This window comes from Algoriphagus sp. (assembly GCF_046296635.1).
Classification (GTDB): Bacteria; Bacteroidota; Bacteroidia; order Cytophagales; family Cyclobacteriaceae; genus Algoriphagus.
This window is the reverse complement of the sequence record NZ_JBKBKZ010000001.1, coordinates 1-20,026: the sequence shown is the minus strand read 5'-3', so window position 1 is coordinate 20,026 and position 20,026 is coordinate 1. Positions and strand designations below refer to the sequence as shown.

The 20,026-nt window shown below is 42.7% G+C and carries 14 protein-coding genes and 1 riboswitch; of the genes, 3 read left to right on the top strand and 11 right to left on the bottom strand.

The features are described from left to right. Window positions 1-44: 44 nt before the first annotated feature. The 7 genes from ACK4HU_RS00070 to ACK4HU_RS00040 form a co-directional block, all read right to left on the bottom strand. Window positions 45-581 (bottom strand): DUF6428 family protein, encoded by a 537-nt coding sequence (locus ACK4HU_RS00070; RefSeq protein WP_409802682.1) that lies wholly within the window; start codon window positions 579-581, stop codon window positions 45-47. 55 nt (window positions 582-636) lie between these two features. After that, a complete protein-coding gene (locus ACK4HU_RS00065) occupies window positions 637-1,515 on the bottom strand; it encodes a universal stress protein (protein ID WP_409802680.1) in 879 nt (292 codons plus the stop codon). Between the two features lie 18 nt (window positions 1,516-1,533). Further along, window positions 1,534-2,565 carry an ACR3 family arsenite efflux transporter gene (gene arsB / locus ACK4HU_RS00060; RefSeq protein ID WP_409802679.1) on the bottom strand — a complete coding sequence of 344 codons (1,032 nt, stop codon included), beginning with the start codon at window positions 2,563-2,565 and terminating at the stop codon, window positions 1,534-1,536. Next, a complete protein-coding gene (locus tag ACK4HU_RS00055; protein WP_409802677.1) occupies window positions 2,562-3,188 on the bottom strand; it encodes a protein-tyrosine-phosphatase in 627 nt (208 codons plus the stop codon). Before ACK4HU_RS00055 ends, arsB begins: the two co-directional genes overlap by 4 nt. A 9-nt stretch (window positions 3,189-3,197) precedes the next feature. Continuing rightward, on the bottom strand, window positions 3,198-3,530 hold the full coding sequence (locus ACK4HU_RS00050) for an ArsR/SmtB family transcription factor (RefSeq protein ID WP_409802676.1): 333 nt from the start codon (window positions 3,528-3,530) through the stop codon (window positions 3,198-3,200). A gap of 1 nt (window position 3,531) precedes the next feature. Further along, a complete protein-coding gene (gene arsA / locus ACK4HU_RS00045; protein ID WP_409802675.1) occupies window positions 3,532-5,322 on the bottom strand; it encodes an arsenical pump-driving ATPase in 1,791 nt (596 codons plus the stop codon). Window positions 5,323-6,390: 1,068 nt separating this feature from the next. Next, complete coding sequence (locus tag ACK4HU_RS00040; RefSeq protein ID WP_409802673.1) at window positions 6,391-7,833, bottom strand: DASH family cryptochrome; 1,443 nt, start codon at window positions 7,831-7,833, stop codon at window positions 6,391-6,393. Window positions 7,834-8,024: 191 nt separating this feature from the next. On the opposite strand from ACK4HU_RS00040, the gene ACK4HU_RS00035 reads away from it, so the two are divergent. Then, window positions 8,025-10,430, top strand: a complete 2,406-nt coding sequence (locus ACK4HU_RS00035; protein ID WP_409802672.1) for a glycogen debranching protein — start codon at window positions 8,025-8,027, stop codon at window positions 10,428-10,430. Window positions 10,431-10,581: 151 nt separating this feature from the next. Here the strand turns inward: ACK4HU_RS00035 and ACK4HU_RS00030 are convergent, their stop codons facing one another. Together ACK4HU_RS00030 and ACK4HU_RS00025 are read right to left on the bottom strand one after the other, a co-directional pair. Then, window positions 10,582-12,795, bottom strand: coding sequence for a DUF5916 domain-containing protein (locus tag ACK4HU_RS00030; protein ID WP_409802670.1), 2,214 nt, complete (start codon window positions 12,793-12,795; stop codon window positions 10,582-10,584). Between the two features lie 86 nt (window positions 12,796-12,881). After that, window positions 12,882-13,307, bottom strand: a complete 426-nt coding sequence (locus ACK4HU_RS00025; protein WP_409802669.1) for a secondary thiamine-phosphate synthase enzyme YjbQ — start codon at window positions 13,305-13,307, stop codon at window positions 12,882-12,884. A gap of 187 nt (window positions 13,308-13,494) precedes the next feature. Between ACK4HU_RS00025 and ACK4HU_RS00020 the strand changes: the two genes are divergently transcribed. Then, window positions 13,495-15,678, top strand: coding sequence for a DUF5916 domain-containing protein (locus ACK4HU_RS00020; protein WP_409802667.1), 2,184 nt, complete (start codon window positions 13,495-13,497; stop codon window positions 15,676-15,678). Window positions 15,679-15,691: 13 nt separating this feature from the next. Here the strand turns inward: ACK4HU_RS00020 and ACK4HU_RS00015 are convergent, their stop codons facing one another. Continuing rightward, complete coding sequence (locus ACK4HU_RS00015; protein ID WP_409802666.1) at window positions 15,692-16,537, bottom strand: fumarylacetoacetate hydrolase family protein; 846 nt, start codon at window positions 16,535-16,537, stop codon at window positions 15,692-15,694. 88 nt (window positions 16,538-16,625) lie between these two features. Then, window positions 16,626-16,723, top strand: a riboswitch (TPP riboswitch). 140 nt (window positions 16,724-16,863) lie between these two features. Between ACK4HU_RS00015 and ACK4HU_RS00010 the strand changes: the two genes are divergently transcribed. Next, on the top strand, window positions 16,864-19,254 hold the full coding sequence (locus tag ACK4HU_RS00010; protein WP_409802664.1) for a TonB-dependent receptor: 2,391 nt from the start codon (window positions 16,864-16,866) through the stop codon (window positions 19,252-19,254). 187 nt (window positions 19,255-19,441) lie between these two features. Here ACK4HU_RS00010 and ACK4HU_RS00005 read toward each other — a convergent pair. Continuing rightward, window positions 19,442-20,026, bottom strand: a 585-nt coding sequence (locus ACK4HU_RS00005) for a group II intron maturase-specific domain-containing protein (protein WP_409802663.1), incomplete at its 5' end; no start/stop codon positions are given.

Below are 20,026 nucleotides of genomic sequence, written 5' to 3'. Positions count from 1 at the left end.
TTAAGGAAGTCTTAGGAATAATCTTGATTAAACCCTCCATACACCTAACAACATCCTCCTCCAGGTGCACAGCTACCGGCTGCTTGAACTGATGCCATTGCAAGTTTCGGAGCTGTTTCAGCTGACCCACAGCAAGCCGCAGCTTTTTCTTCTGGAGTAGTCGCTCTATCCTTGGCTTTGCAAGTCGTTTGATCAGCAACTAGCTGTACAATCAATGTATTTCCGGTGTCTTTGATCTGATGTACCGGAAGTACAGCCGTTGGGAAAGTAGCATTACCATATTCAAATTTGATTTCTGCATTCGGATAGGTTTCTCTGACTCGATTTACGACATCAAAGATTTTCATGGCTTTGCCGGAATCCACGGAGTGACTAGGTTCAGGAATTTCATTTTCCCACAATTGGATATGGACTTCTGACCATTGGTTGCGGATACCACCGCAGTCGACCGTATCGAAATTGACATTCTTAATCTCCGTGATGTGGTAATCTGTACGCACATACTGGCCGATCTGATATTCGAAGAAAAGCGCCTTATTGGGGTTTTCTTGAAGGATTTTGGTGAATTGAGCTGTTTGCATATTTATTAATATTGAATCGTTTTACGTTTAAATGAAGTTTATATCTCTGAAGTTTTTATACCTGTGGATTTGGGACAATCAAAGTATTTATCCCGCTTTCTTCGAGTACTTTTCGGGTTACGCTGCCCAAGATAAATTCCTCAATAAAGCCCCTACCCTGTTTTCCGATCACCACAAGTGAGCAATTAAGTTCCTTGATTCGATTCAAAATTTCTTTGGTTGGATTTCCTAAAACAACCTCGGTTCGTACCGAAGCTTTGGAAACTGCCATCACTTTTTTCTTCATTTCTGCCAACCTAGCAATGTCGATTGTATTGAATTTTCCAATTTCTGATTCACTTCGGTACTTCATCACATGTTGATCCTGCACATGAAGGAGATCTATAGTTTTGGCATTTGGAGCCACATTCTCCAGCAAAAACTGGAAAGCATGCTGTGAATTTTCAGAAAAATCGGTTGGGAAAAGGATACATTGATTGGAAGTGGAGCAGGTCAACTCCGGAGAAATGGAATTGGAATCGCCCTTGACTTCACTGCACCGCACGACCAAAAGGGGTTGTCTGGTGTACTTAATCAGGTGATTTACTGTACTGCCCAAAGCCATACCTTTCAAAAAACCCTTTCCACTCGAACCGGAAATAATGATGGCATCATCCATTTCCTTGGTAAAGGCTTCCAATTCAAGATATGGAAGCCCCTCTCTCAATTCGATGGAGGTTTTAAATCCTTTTTCTTCCAAAATAGCCTTGAGTTCTGAGAGTCTTTTTTGGGTTTTATCCAAATTCACATACCCATAAAAGTTCATGTATTCCACGCCTAAGGCATGAAAAAGTATCACTTCTTCAATCTCCAATTCCTTATAAAAAGCACTGCATTGAATCAGCAAATCCGCTGCTTGTGAGAGGTCTGTTGCGAGAATGGCTTTCTTTTTCATTGTGTCAGATTTTAAGGTTTAATACTTCCATTTATTGGCAAGTGCAACTAAGCTTAACATGACGGGGACTTCCACCAAAACTCCCACAACGGTCACCAAGGCTGCCGGACTTTGAAGACCAAAGAGCGCTATAGCTACCGCCACGGCCAATTCAAAGAAATTGCTTGTGCCTATCATAGCTGCTGGCGCACAAATGGCGTGTGATAACTTGAGCTTTTGCCCGGCAAACCATGTCAGAAAGAAGATGAAGTACGATTGAATAATCAGTGGCACCGCAACCAATAAAATGATCAGCGGATTTTCCAGAATAGTAAAACCCTGAAAAGCGAATAGCAAAACCAAGGTTAGCAATAATGCGATGATACTGACAGGTTTCAGGCGGGGTAGAAAAACAGTTTTGAACCAGTCTTCTCCATATTTTTTCACCAAGATCTTGTTGGTAATGACACCTCCCACCAAAGGCACTACTACAAAGATCAGGACAGAAGCAATCAACGTGTTGTAAGGAATCACTATGTCCGTGATCCCTAGGAGAAATCCAACCAATGGCACAAAGGCTACTAAAATAATCAAGTCATTGACAGAGACTTGCACCAAGGTGTAATTAGGGTCTCCATCTGTCAGATAAGACCAAACGAAAACCATGGCCGTACAAGGCGCCACCCCAAGCAAGATTGCACCGGCGATGTATTCTCCGGCCAACTCAGGTTCTATCCATGCAGAATACAGATGCTCAAAAAAGATCCAGGCAAAGAATGCCATAGTAAATGGTTTGATCAGCCAGTTGATCACAACAGTTAGTATTAAACCTTTCGGAGCTCTGCCTACATTTTTGATGCTGCTGAAATCGATCTGCAACATCATGGGGTAAATCATCAGCCAGATCAGAATCGCAATCGGAATATTGACTTTATAAATCTCCGCATCGGCTAGAAACTGCATGCTATCACCAGCCAATTGACCGATTGCTATGCCTGCGGCAATACAAAGTCCTACCCATAAACTGAGGTAGCGTTCGAAAACAGGAAGTTGTTTTTTACTGCTTGTCATTTCTCACTCACTTTAGAAAATACATAATATAGTTCTGTGGCAATTTGTACACTGCGCTCCATGTATTTCTCGGTCTGTTGGGGAGTACCGTCAAAAGCCTTTGGATCATCGTAAGTGATGGGAATGCGCTTTTCGGTTCCAGCGATGAACGGACACCCTTCATCTGCCTGAGAGCAGGTCATGATGGCTACGAACTTCGACACGGGATTGAAGGGATGATCGTAGGTTTTGGAAAAAGCGATGATCGGGTGTGCATTTTCTGCATATTTGATCGCATTGACCGGATTTTTTCCTTCGGAAAGCGGGATAATTTCTAAGCCTTGCTCCTTGAGTGTTTCACCTACTTTAGGAAACATAGCAGTAGCCTCCGTTCCTCCTGAATAAGTGAAAACCTGAGGAATGCCAAAATGAGCAGCCATTACCTGCGCCCATACTTGGGAAAGGTGACTTCTGCGAGAATTGTGGGTGCAGATGAAATTCAAAAGCACAGCCTCTTTTTTATCCACTTTTACCTGGATAAAGTCGGTCAGGGATTGTAAAGCAGACTTTCTCTCTGCGGAAATAGATTCCACATCCAGAGTTTTGATGGTGTCTTTGACTTTTGTTAAAAGGGAAACTTGCATAGTGTTTTTTTAGCAGATTGAACAATTGCTGGAATTATAGCTATCGAAAAGCTCAAACAGCATTTCCTTGATATAATGCCACTTTTCGGGATTGATACAGTAGTTGACCGATACGCCTTCTACCGTTCCCTGAATGATTCCCACACTTTTGAGCTCTTTCAGGTGCTGAGAAATGGTAGCTTGAGCTAAACCCAAATCACCAACAAGATTAGAGTTGCAACAGGTATTGGTTCTCAATAGGTATTGGATGATGGCAATCCGGGCAGGATGAGCCAGCACTCGGGCATAGTTTGCCAGTTCATTCTGCGTTTCTGTGAATAAATCTGTTTTAGTAACTCCCATTTCAGGCAAGATTTTTAGTGGGTGAATTTTGATAGAATTCCAAAAGTGCGGGAAGCACATTTTCCTCCGGAAGGAAAGGAATGCCGAAGGTTTTATCGGCATGTTTATTTTCAATTTCTTTGATAACCTTCAGTTCTGCGATGGCTCGTTTCTTCAATAAAGCATCTGTGATTCCTTCATGCATGGAGAGACTTTGATTAATCACCCATGCATAAGGCGAAATGCCAGCACGCTTCAGATCGTCCTGCAATGCTGCCGCCTCCCGCATCGGAGTTGTCTCAGGCAAGGAAATCAGGATGACTTTGGAAAGCGAGGAGTCCTCCAAGTTCATGTAGGGCGTTTTGATTTTGGAAACGTCCATGCCCGTACCTCGCATGATTTCTCTGTGATAGCTGCCTGCGGTGTCCAAAAGCAACAAGGTATGTCCCGTCGGAGCAGTATCGATTACCACAAATTTGCGTTTCGCTTGATGAATGGCTTTGGAGAATGCATGAAAAACAGCTACTTCCTCTGTGCAGGGAGATTTGAGATCTTCGAGCAAAAGCTTTCGGCCTCCTTCATCCAAGTTTTTACCCTTCTGCTGAAGCACTTTGTCAGTGTAGCGTTGAGTTTCTACTTTCGGGTCAATGCGGTCAATAGTCAAATGATCGGGTAGGTCACCCAACTGATTGATAAAATCCTGCACATGCGCAGCCGGATCGGTGGTAGTCAGGAGTACTTCATGGCCTTTTTGGGCAATCATCACAGCGATAGCAGATGCTGCAAGAGTTTTCCCAACACCCCCTTTGCCCATAGTCATGATCAGTCCAAATTCTTTCTCACCGATTATTTCCTCCACCAGCGCATCCAAACCAATTAGGGTTGATGTCCAAGTTGAGTCTGAACCAGTTGATTGGGATACAATTTCTTTTCGAATAGAAATATCCAATAGCGAGCGAAGCTTTTCTGCTCCGAGAACATTATAGGGTAAAAGGGGGAACGTTTGTCTTGTAAGTTCGAGGAGGTTTTCAGGAATTAGCTCGAGCTGCTTGTTGGCCATGGCCTCCATTTTTTGAGCAAGGGAATCATCAGAGTCAGTTGCTTTGAATACCCCATTGATAAATAGTTGTTGCTGTTTTAAACCCAGTTCGACCAACTCAGCACTTGTTCTGGATGCTTCTTTTAAAGAAGATTTATCCGCTCGTGCTACCAGATAAAAAGTTGTTTTGTTTCCATCTCTTAGCGTGTTCACTACTGTATTGTAGCGTTCCTGACTGCTTTTCAATGCGGAAGTTGGGCCAAGGCAAGAAGCACCATCCGGGTTTTCTTCCGAGAAAGATGCCCAAGCTGCCGGCAATTCCAATAAGCGCAAAGTATGTCCTGTAGGAGCAGTATCAAACACAATAACATCAAATTTTCCCCCTTCATGTTCGCCGGAAATGAAGCGTGAAAACTCGTCAAATGAAGCAATCTCGGTGGTACAAGCGCCCGAAAGTTCCTCATTCATCTTTTTGATTTCAGCTTCGGAAACCAGGCCTTTCATCGGATCGGTTACCCGCTTGCGGTATTCATCAGCAGATACTTCCGGATTGATATTGATAGCAAAAAGGTTTTTCACACCCTTTACCGGCTCAATCGTCTCATGCACCGGGCTATCCAATACATCGGAAAGATTGGAGGCAGGATCGGTGCTGACAATCAGGACTTTTTTGCCTTCATCGGCCATTTTCACCGCATGTGCACAGGATAGCGATGTTTTGCCAACGCCACCTTTTCCGGTAAAAAACATGTATGGAGTTATCGTTTGGGTCATATTTCTTACTCCTAAGAGCATTTATATTTTCTTTCTAAATCATCAAAGTGGGATCGGAACTCCATCGATTTAATAGACTATATCCTCTGTCTCTGAATTACATTGCAATATTACGATGAATAATTGCCAACAAAAAACATTTGAGCCTTTTTATGAGGTTTTTGGAATAAATGTTTGAGGATATACGCTTTTCTGCCAGTAGGCAATTTTCCACTGATAAGGGGCTGGATGCTTCGGCTACGCTCAGCACAAGTGACCGAAGACCACGCCACGGCGCGCAGGCGAAGAGGGCCTGAATATTAGTATTTGAGCCAATTTCTAGTAATGGTTTTGATAAACTGGCAAAGTAGCGTACATACAAATAAATGTTAAACCTGAAATAAACATCCTTTCACATACTATCCCTTGAGCGTTTCTTTTACGCTGTCTATATTCCTTTTCTTTGGAAAAATTGACTGACAAGAAGCTTTTTCTAAAATCCTTTTGGTGGTTTATTCTGCTAACGAGTATTGGTCAAGTATTTCTAGATGGATACATCGGCTTGAAAGAAGGTTTCGATTGGAATTTTATTTACCAACCAAAATCCTATTCAAAGCTGATTTTTTATACTGTCTGCTGGACTGTCGGTTATTACTTGTTGTTCTGGAGATCGAATCTCAGGGATCATAAATCAAAAATTCAAGAGCAGCAATCCAAAGACCAATCGGAAAGGGATTCGTAAACGAATTTGATTAATTGAAGATTACTGGAAAATTAGTTTTGTTTTTATCGCTGTTCTTTTAATTTTGAGCAATGAAAGATTTTCTAAACTATTTAAAAGCAAGATCTACTTGGGTAAGTGTACTTGTAAGCTCTGCCATTTATTTCTTGTTAGTTCAAGCTTATGTTTACCCCACTATGACTTTTGATTTTTCTGTAATTTATAAATGGTCAACTTGGGGGCAAAATGCTTTTTTCCAGCTTTGGATGACCATAGTTTTTTATTTTGTGCTTTGGAGGCCTACCCAGAAAAATCTCAAAAAAGAAAAACCCCAGAATTCTGAGGTTTTGTAATAGGTTTTGGTTTGATTAATAAGCTTTTTCCAGTGTCGGAATTTTCCGCAAAGGCTGTGGATAAGTATGGCCAAATTGGATTTTCAAACTTCTAAGTTGAGATGTGGATAACTCCCAAGGTTGATGAATGTCAAAACCTTTAATAGCCTGTAATTCAGGGATCATGATTCTGACATACTCTCCATTTCGATCGTAATTTTTTGCCTGCCGAAGGATATTAAAGTAGCGATTTTCCCTTGGATCATTCCCTACCCCACCCACGTACATCCAATTTCCCCAGTTGGAGCAAACATCATAATCGATGAGTTGGCTTTCGAAGTAACTCGCACCCCAAGTCCAGTCAATTCCCAGATCATTCACCAAGAAGCTCGCAACGATTTGCCGTCCTCTGTTGGACATGAATCCGGTTGCGTTCAATTCACGCATGTTAGCATCTACAAAAGGAACTCCTGTCATCCCCTCAGCCCAAGCCTCAAATTGAGACTTATCTCTACTCCAGGAGTCCTCTTGGTTTTTGATACCTTGAATATTGAATATCTTATCACCGTGCTTTTTGGCGATGAATCGAAAATAGTCCCGCCAAATCAGCTCGAAGATCAGCCAATAAGTACTTTCGTTTTTTTTCCGCTCTTTTTCATAGCTCGTAATTTCCTCTACTATCGATCGAGGGGAGATACAGCCCAATGCCAGCCATGGCGAAAATTTTGAGCTGTAATCCATCCCGATCAACCCATTGCGAGTTTCCTTGTAAACTTTCAACAGGTCTTTTTCCCAAAAGTAGGACCGAAGTCGCCCGAATCCGGATTGCTCTCCACCTTCAACCTCCATCCACGATTTGGCATCCCGGTCGGGTTTCTCCAGTCCATAAGTAAGTAGTGACGGTAAATTCCCCAGTAAAGAGAAATCTAAATCACTCGGATAATTTATTGTTTTTGGCGTCTTCCAAGAAGGTCGGACTTTCGCCATTTTTTCTACTGCTTTTCTGAAATGTGTAAATACTTCAGGCGTTTGACTTACTGGAAAAGGCAAATCTTCAATATGATATAAAGTGCTCTGCCAGAAACTTTCTGTGGTTATTCCTTTGGCAAAAGCTGCGCTTTCCAAGGACTTATCCACATCTTTTTCCTCTGAGGTCACCTCTTGGGAAAAGAAGATGGCCTTAGCCTGAATTTTTTCGGCCAATTCGACAACTTTATCTTCAGGCTTTCCCTGAAGTATGATCAAATCTCCTCCAAGGTTTCTAATGGATTTCCGAAGGTCATCAACTGATTCAATTAAAAACTGTGTACGAAAAGCTCCAGTCTTAGCTATTCCCAATTCCGTTTTAGCCCACATTCTCGGATCGAAGCAGTAAACTGGAATAATCTCAATTCCGGATTGAATTGCTCTTGTAAGCGTCTCATTATCCGAGATTCGAAGATCATTTCGAAACCAAACTATTACCCGATTATGCTTCATATTCCTAAAACAGACACTTTATGAGAAGTGTTTAGATTTTCTAATGAATTTTAATTGATGAATTTTTGATTTTGGAATAGCTTCTTTTTGTCCCTGATTTTGTGAATTTGATCCTTGATTTTTTAATGATTTCAATTTTTAAAAGTTATTCAGTACAAAAACCATAATTTTCAGAATCAAACTTCCCAGACATGCGAGTTATCAATAGCCTATTCATTCCTGTTGCTCTAATTTTCATTGCTTGCGGTAGTCCTACTTCCGAACAGTTTATTTTCTCAGACTTAGAGACTCAAACAGGTCTTACAGGAAATTCAGACTATCTCACATCCCCTTTTGCCGCAGCCGGGGATCGGGTGTATCTAGTAGGACACCAAGACGGAACCTTTCCAGACTTGGGATGGCATGTGGAAGGAGAAATGGGCGGAATTTGGCTTCATCCAATCAAGCTTTTGGATGGTTTCACAGCTTCTGTTTCAGTGAGTGAAAATACATTTTGTCTTGACCAGGCTAGTTCTTTTACAAATTATCCTTTTGCTAATGTCCTTAATTTTTCAAATCCAGAGAATGGGATTGAAGTCGAAAGACTTCAATTTGTGCCGGATGGACGGGAAGGAATGGTCATTCTATTTAAAATTAAAAATGTGGATAAGTCTGATAAATCGGTTCGCTTTGACTTCAATGCTTATGTTGATCTGATGCCGGTTTGGCTTGGAGAACGAACAGGAATGGTCGACAATCCAGACGAAATCACTTTTGATGAGCAGACTAATACGTTCACGGGAAAAGATCAGGGTAATGATTGGTTTGTAGTTTGGGGAAGTGCAAAGGGAATGGAATTGAGCCCGACAGCATCATCAACATGTCAGATGACTCCCAAAGGAAATGGAACCAATGCTGGTTTGGGTTTGGAAATCAACTTGCCTGCAGGGACTGAGCAAATCATTCCAATTTACATTTCGGGTTCAACAGGAAGTCAATTGAAAGCTTTGGAGACCTTGGCGGATTTGAGGTCAAATCTGCAAGGTGATTGGTTGGCAAAAAAGAAACGATATCAAAATATCCAAGAGCTTTCTCAGATCACCATACCAGACAAAGAACTTCAGCAAGCATTTGAATGGACGAAATACAATACGGATTGGCTGGTTCGTGAAGTTCCAGGAATGGGAAGAGGGTTTGGTGCAGGTTTGCCGGATTATCCCTGGTTTTTTGGTGTGGACAGTGAATACACCATTCAAGGACTTATCACCACGGGTAGAAAAGACTTGGTTTATTCCACGATCGAACTTATCCACAATCTCTCTGAAAAGGCAAACGGCAATGGGCGCATCGTGCATGAAGTCAGCACCAATGGCGCGGTTTTCAATCCCGGAAACATCAATGAAACTCCGCAATGGGCATCGACGATTTGGGATGTTTATCGCTGGACTGGGGATCGGGAGTTTTTGGAGAAATATTTTCCATCGATTGAAGAAGGATTGACTTGGCTTTTGGAGGCAAATGACAAAGACGGGAATCTTTTGGCAGACGGGTACGGAATGATGGAGATCCATGGCTTGGAATCAGAGATGATCGATGTGGCAGTTTACAGCCAAAAAGCATTTGCCGATGCTGCTAAAATGGCCGAAATTCTTGAAAAAACTGCACTTTCTAAAAGTTATCAACAGACAGCGGATGCCTTGGCTGTCAAGATAAACTCGGACTTTTGGGTGGAGGAATTCGGTAGTTATGCGGATTTTATCGGGACAGCAGAGGATGCGCTTCACTTGATTGATGGGGCTATAATTCGGGCTGACACGCTGAATAAGCCTTGGGCGGTAGCGGAATTGGAAGCTACAAAAGCTAAGTTATCCACATTGCCAATAAATCAGAAACAAGGTTTTGTCTTGTATCACAATTGGGTGGTGAATACGCCGATGGAAACTGGAATCGCTGATCCGAAGAAAGCAAAAATCGCGTTGGAAACTGGAAGAAAGTATACCAATCCTTTTGGCGTTTTCGTAACCGGAATCGATCGGGATGAAAGTGCAGAGAGTGAAGATGGGTCTTTTACAGGAAGCAAAAGTTTTTCCTATACGGGTGCAGTGATGACCTTGCCGACAGGTGTTTCTGCCATTGGAGAAAATAACTACGGCAATCCGGATCAGGCTTTAGATTACCTCAAGCGGATGACAAGAAGTTTTGGGTTTGCATTACCGGGATCGATTTATGAAGTGTCTCCCGATTATGGGATGTTTACTCAAGCTTGGAATTTGTACAGTTATGCGGTTCCGATGATCACCCAGTTTTTTGGAATTAAACCTGATGCTGGAAATAAGGTAATCTACATTCGTCCACAAATGCCGACTGCATGGGAAGATGCATCCATTCAAAAGGTCAAGATTGGTGACAATGAAATCAGCCTTAGCTATGTGGATAAGTCAGGTGTCCGAGCAATCGAAGTCGAGCAGATACAATCCAAGTGGGGTATTTCGATTGAAATTCCAGCCGAATATTCAAAAGTGAAAGTTTTAGGCAAAGAAATCAGTTCGGATACAAAGGATGGATATCGAAGAATCTTGATGACGGGGAAAAAGGTAAGAGTGGAGGCGAGTAAGTGAAACCATTTTGATGTTTTACAGATCAAACCATTAAGAAAATTGAGGACATTAAGATTGGAGCGGTGAATTTAGACTCTTCATTTTCTTAATTCCTTAATGGTAAAATCAAAACTAGACCTGCCAGGTTTTCAAAACCTAGCAGGTCTTTTCATTAAATATTCAACCAATAATTCAGCTTAAACACCAAGGAACGCTGTTTTGGCATAAAATCTCCGGGGAAATAGTTGTCCGTATAGACTAGGAAGAAGTCTGAAACCGGTGCATAGCGCCACTGCAATCGGGTATTGATATTCAGGTTGTCGATCTGATTGTTGTATTGGATAAAGGTAGTCCAGAACACTTTTTTGCTAAAGGTCAAATCTATCCTCGGGCCGACTAAAAGTAAATCTGCATCATTCTGCGGTTGTGGTAGTCTAATTCTGGCATAATTGAAGTTCATCGAAATATTTGCCAGATATCCCATTCTAAAGCCCGTTTGACTGGTGACCCGCTGAAAGCTACCGGTAAAGTATTGCCCTGCTTCGGCATCTAGCAATACGTTGAATACATTCCTTGGATTACTTTTATATTCGACCTGTATGGTTTTGTTGCGATAGTCCGTACCGGCCAAAAGAGCTTCACCTCCCGAACGGGTTGGATCGAAGTTTTGAAAGAGGTAGAGGTAGCGATTCCGCTGCTTAATTTCCAATTCAGAAAGGGAATTAAATCGAATGATATATCCAAGATTGATATCCCGATCCGTCGTGCCCAGTGTTTCATTCCAGTAGCCTTCATATTCGACTTTTGGTCCATGCCGGTTGATCAGTTTGGATTTCGGATAGAAAAGGTAACTCAGGTCTGGATTGATCCGCTTGAAATCTACCCGAGGTACAAACCCGACTGCGGGATTGAAGGATTTTCCGACGTCTTGAAAACTGAATGTCCAATTCCAATGAATATCGGTAAAAAGCATATAGGCATTGAAAGAATAGGGCTTGACTTGATCGATAGATTCAAAAGTCCGATGATAAAACACCTTTCCGGTCCATTTTCCATTGGAAGAGTTAAGATTATAATCCATTCCAATCAGCCGATTGTAGGCGGTCGGGTCAAACAATTGCTGGAATTCATCTAAGGCCAAGGATTCCTTATTGACATAAATTAAGCCCACATTGGACCGGGCAAATACTTTTTTCTGAATTGCAAGCACCGAGAAATTTTTCCCCGAGATCCCGGCATTTTCATCAGTAGCCGTCTGCATGTTCATGAGACCAATACGCCAGTTTTCATTGAGTTTTCCACTCAATCTAGCACCATAAAGGATCTTACTTTGAACATTCTGACCTGTGGCAGAATCGATGTCCACGCCTATTCTTCTGGAGAAAAAAGGTCTGGATCTGGGCTGACCAAAGCTGTCAAAGAGGTCTGCATTTTCCAAAAAGAACTGTCGCCTTTCCGGGAAAAAGATCTCAAATCTGTCCAAATTGGTCACTTGTTCATCCACTTCCACCTGGGAAAAATCTGGATTGAAAGTCAAATCCAAATTTAAGGCTGGCCCAATTCCGATTTTGGCATCTCCCCCGATTGCCGGAGTCAGGCTTTCCTGAGTTCCTTCCAGAAAATTTCGGGATGTTCGCCCTGCCACATAGGGAATCAGGGAAATATTTGCAGAACTCTTTCTAATGGGTTCTTCGAAAATGAGTTTTCTCGAAAATGCTGTACTTATGATCGGGATATTTCTTGGAACAGGTGACCAAGTGCTTCGCTCCCCTTCATGGCTGTCTATTCTGTAAAAGTTGACATTCCAGTTTTGAGCTCCTTCATTGAATCGAATGCTGGATAAGGGAATAATCGCCTCCATTTGCCAGTGATCTTCAAAAATTTTAGCGTTGGAATACCATTTATTGTCCCAAGCCAAGCTTAAGTCTTGAGATCTCGTGCCTCCGTTGGATACTAATCCCTCCCGTTGAACACCATAGGGATTTATCCCAAACTGGAACGCATTTGTTTTGTCATTGAAAGTATCAAAGACAAATACAATCGCATCATTCTGCTCCCCTCGAAAGTCCCGACGAAGGGAGGTCGAGACATAGTTGCGAGGGCCGTTATTCTCCATGACGGCAGCGATATAGAGGTTGTTATCATCAAAAGCGATCTTAACCCTAGTATTTATTCGTGAAGCTGACGTGTCTGAGGGAAAATATTGTGTAAAACCTCCGTTCCATGCTTCACTATTGGTCCATATTTCTTCATCCAGATTTCCGTCCAGGGTAATGGGTTCTTTCAGCTTCTGTGCAAAAGCATTTGGAACTGAAAATACCTGAGCAAGAGATGGGAATGAAAGAAGGCAGAAAAGTAAGCCGGCAATTCCGAGTAGTGATTTCATGTGAGGTTCAAGGCATGCAAAAGTAACTTCGCAAACTGATTCCAACCAAGGATTTTTATCAATGGTAGAGCGAATTTTTTAACCGATTATTTGGTGCCGAATCCGGTAAGGATCAGGTTTCTATTGCCGCCTTGGTTGCGAAATTCACAGAGGTAAATTCCCTGCCAAATTCCAAGAGCAAGTTTTCCACCGGAAATGGGAATTTGAAGACTTACTCCAAAAAATGCGCTTTTGATATGTGCTGGCATATCATCTGTCCCCTCATAGTCGTGGACAAAGCGTGGATAAGTTTCCGGAATTAATTCATTTACAAAGGTTTGGAAATCTTTCCGCACTGTTGGGTCTGCGTTTTCATTAATACACAGTCCTGCTGAGGTATGCTGTAGAAAAACCTGTAAAAAGCCAATTCGAATTTCCCGAAATTCAGGAATATTCTTCTCGATTTGATCGGTAATCAAATGATAGCCTTGTGGATAAGCAGGAAGCCTGAGATGTTTTTGGAAGAATTGCATATTTCAACTTAAGGTATTTTATGATTGAGAGCTCCTGAATCTGACAAAATTTCGAAAATGAAAGCTCGAGCTAGTGGACCATTAATCAAAAAAAAGAAAGAAAGGCCAATATGCTCACTTAGCTTTGATTTTGTAATGAAATCAGGCCTGCCGACAGGCTTGAAAATAACGTACCAAATAGAAACACTTGAAATCAAACCTATTATTCCTTGTCTGTTCACTTTTTTCGATCCAACTCTTGGCTCAGGAAAAGCCAAGGATTGAGGCGTACTTTTTGGATGGTCAGGATCAAGTCAAACTTGACGGTAGCCCAGATGAAGCATTTTGGCAAAATGCAAAGCCGATATCTCAGTTTCTGCAACAAGAACCCATAGAAGGACAGCCTGCAAGTGAAAGAACCGAAATTCGAATCGCTTACGACAGGAAAAACCTATATATCAGTGCCATATTTTACGACTCTGAACCTGATCAAATTAAGGCATTTCAGCGAAGAAGAGATGCCAATCTTAGTACGGACGATAGTTTTACGATATTGATTGACAGCTATAATGATCAGCGGTCCGGATTTTATTTTGAAATCAATCCCCTGGGAATGATGGGTGATGCCATCCTGAAAACTGGACAAGGATCTACCCTGAATACCGCTTGGAATGGGATATGGCGAGCTTGGGTCAAGCGAAGATCCGATGGATGGTCGGCTGAAATCCAGATCCCTTTTATGACACTGAATTTTGATCCAAGTTTGGAAGAATGGGGAATTAACTTCCAGCGAATCATCCGAAGAAAAAATGAAATCGTTCTCTGGTCGGGTCATCAGCGGAATCAAGGCATCCGACGACCACAAGATGCCGGTGTACTCAGTGGATTAAAAAATATCTCCCAAGGAATTGGCGTTGAAGCAATTCCTTATGTCATTGCAAATCAAAATAAGAGCAGAAATGAGGAAGATGGATCCTATTCCAATTCTTATTCTGCGAATGCCGGAGGCGAAATCAATTACAACATCACCCCAAATCTGAAGGCTGGCATAACTGTCAATACGGATTTTGCCGAAACTGAAGTAGACAATCGGCAGATCAACTTAACGCGATTTCCACTGTTTTTCCCTGAGCGAAGAGACTTTTTCCTTCAGGGCGCCAATATTTTTCTCTTTGCGCCTTCGAGCAATCCAAATCCCTATTTCAGCCGAAGAGTGGGTCTTCAACGAGGTAGGCCCATTCCAATCAAATATGGTGGTCGACTCATTGGAAGAATAAAAAATACGGATGTTGGAGTCCTTCACGTCAATACGGCTGCAGTGGATGAAGTTCCAGAGGAGAATTTCACGGTTGCCAGAGTGATTCAAAATCTTGGCGCCGAAAGCACCATAGGAGGAATCTACACCAGACGCAATACGCAGGGAGATTCCATTGGCCACCGGGAATCTTATGGCATAGATATGAGTCTGAGTACTTCAAAGTTTTTGAGGAATAAAAACTTGCAGTTAGAGGCGTTTGTGGTTGGTCATTCTCCAAATTCCCTTAGGGAACAAAGCAGTCAATGGGATCGAAGTTCTCGTGGTTTCAGACTGAATTTCCCCAATCAACCTTGGGATGGACATGTGTCCTACAGAGAATTTGGCGCTGATTACAATCCGGCTGTAGGCTTTGCCCCTAGAATAGGTTTTCGAAGACTTCAACCATCGATCACCTACAGCCCATTGATCGAAAAAAGCAGCCTGATCAGGGAGTTAAGCTGGCAATACTATTTTGAATATTTGATGGGAATGGATTGGAAACCTGCTACAGTAAACAACAGAGTGAGATTTCTGGGAGTAAGGCTCGAGAGTGGAGATAGTTTTCGGTTGACTGGATTGATTAATTATGAGTTTTTGGATCGCCCTTTTGATATACTCCGAGACGGGCAATTTGTAATTCAAACAGGAGAATATACTAATCAAGGCTATTCGATAGAGGCAGCTACTGCTTCCTTTCGTAGGGTTGGGGGTTCTGTAGAGTATACAAATATTGGATTTTGGACGGGCCGTCAGGAAAATCTGGTTGTTGAAGCTTTCTTGAGACCTTTTGTTGGGTTGAATGTTTCAGCAGGATGGGATTATAGTAATGTAAATCTTCTGGAAGGCTCATTTCAAACCCATCTGTTTCGATTGATTACGGCCTATGATTTTTCCCCTTGGGTTTCTCTGAATTTCAACATCCAATATGATAATATCACTGAATTTGTGGGAACAAACACCCGATTTGTCTGGGTGATCAGTCCGGGCAACACCTTCTATGTGGTGTACAATCACAATTGGGTCAATTCGATGGAACGATTGGTCACAACTGAATCAGGAACAGCAGTGAAATTGACGTACACGTTCCGTTTTTAGGAAATTCAAATCATCAAATCTTCCCGACCTTATTTTCCAAGGTTCCGATTCCGTCAATTGTAATTTTCACCACGTCCCCAGCCTGAAGTGTAAAATTGTCCGGAACGATCCCTGTTCCAGTCATCATCAGACAGCCAATTGGAAAAGAGCTTGATCTAAAAAGCCAATCAGCCAATTCCTGAGGTTTACGCTTCATTTGTGCCAAAGTAGTTTCGCCAGAAGCTTCGGTTTTGCCATTTCTTAATATTTCTAGGCTGATTTTAGTCGAGTCTGGAAGCATTTCCTCCTGAATCAAAATGCAAGGCCCGATGGCTGCGCAACCTTGATAGACTTTCGCCTGCGGCAAATACAAAGGATTTTCTCCCTCTATGCTTCGGCTGCTCATGTCATTACCGATGGTAAAGCCCTGAACTTTTCCCGAAGGGGAAATCAACAAAGTCAATTCCGGCTCGGGGACATCCCAAGTGGAATCTTTGCGGATATTGACGGTTTCTCCCGGATTGGAAACGCGGCTGGAAGTTGCTTTGAAGAAAAGTTCCGGTCGGTCCGCCGCATAAACTTTATCGTAAAAATCCGCTCCGCCGGCATCTTGAGATTCTTCCATTCTGGCAGTTCGGCTGCGGTAGTAAGTTACTCCAGCTGCCCATACTTCCTGATTTCCCATGGGTGCCAAAAGACCCTCCTCTTTCAGTTCTTCGGCTTTTTCAAAACTTATTTTCTCCCAATGCGCTGATTCTGATTTCAAAAGTTTGGGCAAATGCTCCCTTCCCAAGAGTTGATCCCAATCCAGTTCGGGGCCTAAGAAGATGCTATTTTCAGATTCCAAGAGTGTACCAGCTGTCAGTTTGTAGAGCTTCATTGATTTGATTGGGATATGTTTCGGGAATTTATAAAAAAGGATTTGAAGGAAGGGACTTGTAAAGAAACTTTTCGCTCTTACCTTTGCAAGAGATCATAAGGGGTGCCTTAAATATAACGGGCTGAGATCATACCCATACGACCTGATCCGGGTAATGCTGGCGAAGGGAAATGAGAAAGTAAAACGAATTTGTTAATGAAAATGCCGAAGCGGTACCCTTCTGGCTATTGAATTGTATTCGTTTTGCAAACCGGGTAAACTATCACGGAAGACCTCCCTTGGGTTTTCTAATGTTTCACTCAACCACCCGAAAGGGTAGAATAAAAATGAAAAAATTAGTATTTAGCCTTGTTTTATTCTTGGCTGCAATTTCTGTTTGGGGGCAAAATATCCTCAGCGGAAGGGTCGTGGAGGCTCAAAATGGCAAACCACTAATCGGCGCCACGGTTTGGACCGAGAATCTTGGAAAAGGTGCTGTCTCAAATGAAGATGGAAAGTTTACGATTTCGAATTTGCCAACGGGAGAAGTAGAAATTCGGGTTTCTTTTCTTGGTTTTGAGACCTTTAGAAAAATGGTTTCAGTACCTTTTTCAGGGGATTTACAGATAGAGCTAGTAAGTCGAGAAATCCTCACCGAGGAATTTATCGTCTCAGCTACACGTGCTTCAGCAAGTACTCCGACGACATTTACGAATGTGGATAAGTCCGAAATTGCCAAACGAAATTTGGGTCAGGACATTCCAATTCTACTGAATTTCACCCCTTCTGTGGTGAGTTTTTCGGATGCAGGAGCTGGAGTTGGATACACAGGACTTCGGATTCGGGGTACAGATCAAACTAGAATAAATGCCACTATAAACGGCATCCCACTTAATGATGCAGAGTCACATGGGGTTTTTTGGGTGAATATGCCGGACTTTGCATCCTCTGTGGAAAACATCCAAATTCAACGTGGTGTCGGCACTTCGACCAATGGTGCTGCTACTTTTGGTGCCAGCCTAAATTTCCAAACGGATACCCGTCGAGATGAAGCCTATGCCGAGTTGGACAACGGTTTTGGCTCTTTCAACACCTGGAGGAACACGGTGAAAGCAGGCACTGGATTGCTTAATAATCGATTTGCCGTGGATGCTCGACTTTCTAAAATCACATCGGATGGCTATGTCGATCGGGCATTTTCAGATCTGAGCAGCTGGTTTGTTTCAGGTGGGTATTATGGAGAGAAAAGTGTGATCAAATTGATTGCTTTCTCCGGTAAAGAACAGACTTATCAAAGTTGGTACGGCCTGCCTGAGTCTAAATTGAAAGACGACAGAACCCACAACTTCTACACTTACGATAACGAAACGGATAACTACCAACAAGACCATTATCAATTGATTTACACCGGAAAAGTGGGCTCGAATTGGAAGACTAATCTTGCGCTTCACTACACCTATGGACGGGGTTACTACGAGCAATTCAGACCGAATGACCGCTTTTCAAGATATGGACTTCCAAATGTAGAGATCGGCGGGCAGGTCATTTCGCGCACAGACATCATTCGAAGACGCTGGCTGGATAATGATTTCTATGGATTTGTGGGTTCGGCAAATTACGTATCCTCTGATGGCAAATTGGATTTCATCATTGGTGGTGGTGCCAACCGCTATGATGGAGCCCATTTCGGAGAAATCATCTGGGCCCGTGTTGCCGGGAATATCAATATTCGTGATCGGTACTATGACAACAATGCGATAAAAGATGATAAAAACATCTATGCAAAAGCGACCTATGAATTCAGTCCCGGATTGAACCTGTTCGGTGACCTCCAAGTAAGAGGAATTAATTATTCCTTTGATGGTGTCAACAACGATCAGCGCATTGTGACTGGTCAACAGAATTATACATTCTTCAATCCTAAGTTTGGATTTTCTTACGAAAAGGGAAATCAGACTTGGTACGCCAGCTATGCGGTGGCCAATCGGGAACCAACTCGAAGGGATTTCACAGACAATCCGATCACCGAAGTTCCAAGACCTGAAAAACTCAACAACATCGAAGCAGGTGTCCGCGCCAAATCAGGAAACTTCAGCTACAATGCCAACTTCTACTACATGAATTATCGGGATCAGTTGATCCTAACCGGGCAAATCAACGATGTGGGAGCCTATATCCGAGAAAACGTGGAATCCTCTTACCGTGCCGGAATTGAGTTGGATGGTGTGTATCGGCTTTCCTCGGCTTGGACGTTGGGAGGAAATATTGCCTTCAGCCAAAACAAGATCAAGGAATTCACCGAGTACTTGGATGACTACAGTGTGGAGGAATTTCAGCAGGAAGTAATCTCTTACACCAATACAGATATTGCCTTCTCTCCGAATGTAGTTGGGTCGGCAATAATAGAGTTTCAGCCTACAAAAAACCTGTCGATTAACTGGCTGAGCAAATATGTTGGGCAGCAGTTTTTGGACAATACCGGAAATGAAGGAAGGGCGTTGGATGCCTTTTTCACCAATGACTTACGAATCAGCTATACTGCCACGCCTAGGTTTTTCAAAGGGTTGGAAGTGAATCTTTTGATCAACAATATCTTCAATGAGATGTATGAGCCAAATGGATACACGTTCAGCTATTTCGTGCCTGGAGAAACGAGCGGTAGGGAGTTGGTGACCGAGAACTTCTACTATCCACAGGCGGGGACTAATTTCTTGCTTGGTTTGAGGATGAAGTTTTAAGGCTCGGAGAAGGCAACAGATGCACAGATTTGAGTTGTCCTGCTTTTCCGAAAGCAGGACATTTTTCCTTTAAACTTTCCCAGTAGAGTAGAGTCGTCAGGGAAGAGAATCCCTGACGTACCCCCTCTTCAATCCGTACGTGCGGTTTTCCCGCATACGGCTTTCCTAAGGTTTTCGCCTCAAGCATTCACTTCCTATTCAAGCTAAGAGAGTATTTTGTCGGGTCTATCAATCCATATCTGGTTGTCAGTACCTCAAAGGCTTTCTGTCTGTAAAGCCTGCTCTTTCTTTGGCTCTTTCGGTTGTAGTATCGATGTATCGTGCTCATCAGGTATTTTCGGAGACGTCTTCGGGGCATCTTCATGTAGCTTATCCCTCCTGCATCGAAGTAGTTTAACCACCCCCTGATGATTGAGTTAAGCCCTCCTGAGACCTTTTCGGGTGCATAGTGTCCCCCTGATTTCAGAAACTCCCTTATCCGTTCCCTGATTTTGGTTTCAGACTTCCTGCTCGAAAATATTTCCCAATACCTCCTGCCCTTGACAAACAGATCCCTGCTATATCGGACCGTGAAGCCCAAAAAGTCAAAAGTCTGGTTTCTGGCATTAATAAGTTTGGTCTTGTTTTCGTTGAGCGTAAGTCCCATCCTGTCCAATAGTTCTTTTAGCTTGGACAGTACTTTTGGAGGAATATTCCTCCCCATCATTACAAAATCATCTGCATACCGTACAATCGATACCCCGTACCTGTGAAACAGGCTTTTTGCACTACT

What these genes read in the sequence shown, in the direction of transcription:
- ACK4HU_RS00070 (WP_409802682.1), bottom strand. Translation starts at nt 581, where the DNA reads ATGCAAACAGCTCAATTCACCAAAATCCTTCAAGAAAACCCCAATAAG.
- ACK4HU_RS00065 (WP_409802680.1), bottom strand. Translation starts at nt 1,515, where the DNA reads ATGAAAAAGAAAGCCATTCTCGCAACAGACCTCTCACAAGCAGCGGAT.
- arsB (WP_409802679.1), bottom strand. Translation starts at nt 2,565, where the DNA reads ATGACAAGCAGTAAAAAACAACTTCCTGTTTTCGAACGCTACCTCAGT.
- ACK4HU_RS00055 (WP_409802677.1), bottom strand. Translation starts at nt 3,188, where the DNA reads ATGCAAGTTTCCCTTTTAACAAAAGTCAAAGACACCATCAAAACTCTG.
- ACK4HU_RS00050 (WP_409802676.1), bottom strand. Translation starts at nt 3,530, where the DNA reads ATGGGAGTTACTAAAACAGATTTATTCACAGAAACGCAGAATGAACTG.
- arsA (WP_409802675.1), bottom strand. Translation starts at nt 5,322, where the DNA reads ATGACCCAAACGATAACTCCATACATGTTTTTTACCGGAAAAGGTGGC.
- ACK4HU_RS00040 (WP_409802673.1), bottom strand. Translation starts at nt 7,833, where the DNA reads ATGAAGCATAATCGGGTAATAGTTTGGTTTCGAAATGATCTTCGAATC.
- ACK4HU_RS00035 (WP_409802672.1), top strand. Translation starts at nt 8,025, where the DNA reads ATGCGAGTTATCAATAGCCTATTCATTCCTGTTGCTCTAATTTTCATT.
- ACK4HU_RS00030 (WP_409802670.1), bottom strand. Translation starts at nt 12,795, where the DNA reads ATGAAATCACTACTCGGAATTGCCGGCTTACTTTTCTGCCTTCTTTCA.
- ACK4HU_RS00025 (WP_409802669.1), bottom strand. Translation starts at nt 13,307, where the DNA reads ATGCAATTCTTCCAAAAACATCTCAGGCTTCCTGCTTATCCACAAGGC.
- ACK4HU_RS00015 (WP_409802666.1), bottom strand. Translation starts at nt 16,537, where the DNA reads ATGAAGCTCTACAAACTGACAGCTGGTACACTCTTGGAATCTGAAAAT.
- ACK4HU_RS00010 (WP_409802664.1), top strand. Translation starts at nt 16,864, where the DNA reads ATGAAAAAATTAGTATTTAGCCTTGTTTTATTCTTGGCTGCAATTTCT.